Raw genomic sequence first — 2,035 nt, forward strand, 5'->3', positions numbered from 1 at the left:
GTCGTCGAGCGCGGCGGCCAGGTGCACGACGCCGGTGAGCGGGTGCGCTGCGGGGACCGCGTCGAGCGCGGCGGCGAGGGCGGCGCGGTCGGCGACGTCGACGGCGCGGACCACCACGCGGGCGCCCGCGCCGGTCAGCTCCGCGACCAGGTCGGCCGCGCCGGGCGCGTCGGGGCCCCGGCGGCTGAGCAGCAGCAGGTGGCGCGCGCCGCGGGCGGTGACGAGGTGGCGGGCGACGGCCGCGCCGAGCACGCCGGTGCCGCCGGTGACCAGGACGGTGCCCTCGGGGTCCAGGACGGGTGCGGCGCCCTCGGGGGCGGCGCGGCGCAACCACGGCGCGGTGACCCGGCCCGCGCGCACGGCGAGCTGGGGCTCCGGTCCGGCGGCGAGCGCGGTGATCAGGTCGTCGGGGGCGGAGCCGTCGGTGTCCACCAGGACGATCCGGCCGGGCTCCTCGGCCTGGGCGGAGCGGACGAGGCCGTGCACGGCGGACGTCGCGGCGGTCGCGCCGTCCGGGCCCTCGCCGCCCCTGGTGACCACGAGCAGCACCGAGTCGGCGTGCCGGGGATCGGCGAGGAACCCCTGCACCACGGCGAGGGTGGAGCACACCGCGTCCTCGGCGGAGGCCGCGGGGACGTCGTGGCGCAGCACCGGCCTCGGCGCGGTCGCGGCCGGGGTCAGGGCGGGCGTTTCGGTCCACACCACCTCGAACAGCGACCGCGGCGCCCGCGTGGCGGCCAGGTCGCCCGCCGGGCGCAGCACCAGGGACTCCACGGTGACCACGGGCCTGCCGTCGCCGTCGGACGCGGTCAGCGCCAGCTCGCCCGCCCTCGGGGTGGTCAGCCGCACGCGCAGCGCCCGCGCCCCGGTGGCGTGCAGCGCCACCCCGGTCCAGGTGAACGGCAGCAGCACCGGGACGCCCTCGGGCGCGGTGACGGCCGCCGCGTGCAGCGCCGCGTCCAGCAGCGCCGGGTGCACGCCGAACGCGCCGGGCTCGCCCGGCAGCACGACCTCGGCGAACACCTCGCCGTCGCGGGTCCAGCAGCGGCGCAGACCGCGGAAGGCGGGCCCGTACCCGTAGCCGGTGGTGGCCTGGCGCTCGTAGAACCCGGTCAGGTCGACCTCGCGCGCGCCGGGCGGCGGCCACTCGGCGGGATCCTCGGCGGGCCCCTCGGCGGTCGCGGGCGCCGCGGCGGCGAGGTGCCCGCGCGCGTGCCTGGTCCAGTCCCCGCCCTCCCCCGAGTGCAGCTCGACCGGTCGGCGACCGGTGGCGTCCGGCGGGCCGACCCGCACCTGCAGCGGCGTGGTCCGCGGCCCGAGCGGCAGCGGCTGCTCCACGACCAGCTCGTCCAGCACCGGGAGCCCGACCTCGTCGCCCGCGCGGACCGCGAGCTCCACCCAGCAGGCGCCCGGCAGCAGCGCGGTCCCGGACACGGCGTGGTCGGCCAGCCACGGGTGGGCGCGCGTGGAGGCGCTACCGGGGCACACCACGCCGTCGCCGCCCGCGAGCACGACGACGGTGTCGAGCAGCGGGTGGTTCGCCGCGCGCAGGCCCGGCTGGTCGGTGGCGGCGCGGCGGGCGTCCGGCCAGCAGCGCTGCCGGTGGAACGGGGTGGTGGGCAGGTCCACGCGCCGCCACCGGTCACCGGACCCGGCGTTCCAGTCGACGGGGACGCCGCGCGCGTGCAGCTCGGCGGCCGAGAGCCGGAACCGGTGCAGCCCGCCGTGGTCGCGGCGCAGCGTGCCGGTGACGAGCGCGCGCCCGTCGGCGCTGTCCTGCACCGCGCCGGTGAGCACGGGGTGCGCGCTGACCTCGACGAACGCCCGGTGGCCCGAGTCCAGCAGGGTCGTGGTGGCGGCGTGGAAGCCGACCGCGCCGCGCAGGTTCGCGAACCAGTACCCGGCGTCCAGCTCGGGGCCGTCCAGCCAGGCGCCGGTGGTGCTGGACAGGAACGGCACGTGCGCGCGCCGGGGCCGGACGGGGGCGAGCGCGGTGGCCAGGACCTCGCGCAGCACGTCGACCCCCGGCGAGTGC

General features: G+C 79.9%; 1 protein-coding gene. It reads right to left on the reverse strand.

Annotated features, from left to right (window positions below):
- A partial coding sequence (locus ACTUAL_RS08275) for a polyketide synthase dehydratase domain-containing protein (RefSeq protein WP_440899832.1) occupies positions 1-2,035 on the reverse strand: 2,035 nt, incomplete at both ends.

The sequence above is a fragment of the Actinosynnema sp. genome, from assembly GCF_052038725.1.